The organism is Pantoea sp. 18069 (genome assembly GCF_902706035.1).
Taxonomy (GTDB): Bacteria; Pseudomonadota; Gammaproteobacteria; order Burkholderiales; family Burkholderiaceae_C; genus Comamonas.
Genome location: NZ_CACSJA010000158.1, coordinates 1 through 380, shown reverse-complemented (window position 1 = coordinate 380; position 380 = coordinate 1). Strand labels below are relative to the sequence as shown.

At 69.7% G+C, this 380-nt stretch carries 1 pseudogene; it reads right to left on the bottom strand.

Features of this window, described 5'->3' with window-relative positions:
- Positions 1-380, bottom strand: a pseudogene (locus tag GVL12_RS26035) (sarcosine oxidase subunit alpha); the annotation flags it as partial.

The window sequence follows — 380 nt, the reverse complement described above, 5'->3', positions numbered from 1 at the left end:
GCGCGGCGCGGTAGGCGTGGTCGTTGTTGGTCGACAGCACCAGCTTGCGGCCCGGGGCCACGCCGTAGCGGCGTACGTAGGTGGACACAGCACCGGCCAGCATGTTGCCCGGCAGGTCGTTGTTGCCGTACACCAGCGGGCGCTCGTGGGCGCCGGCAGCCAGCACCACGCGCTTGGCGCGGACGCGGTGCACGCGGTGGCGTACCTGGCCGATCGGGGCGCGGTCGCCGAGGTGGTCGGTGAGGCGCTCGTGGATGGTCAGGAAGTTATGGTCGTGGTAGCCGTTGACCGTGGCACGTGGCAGCAGGGTCACTTCCGGCAGGCTTTCCAGCTCTTTGACCACGGCGCTGACCCAATCGGCAGCAGGCTTGCCGTCGAGG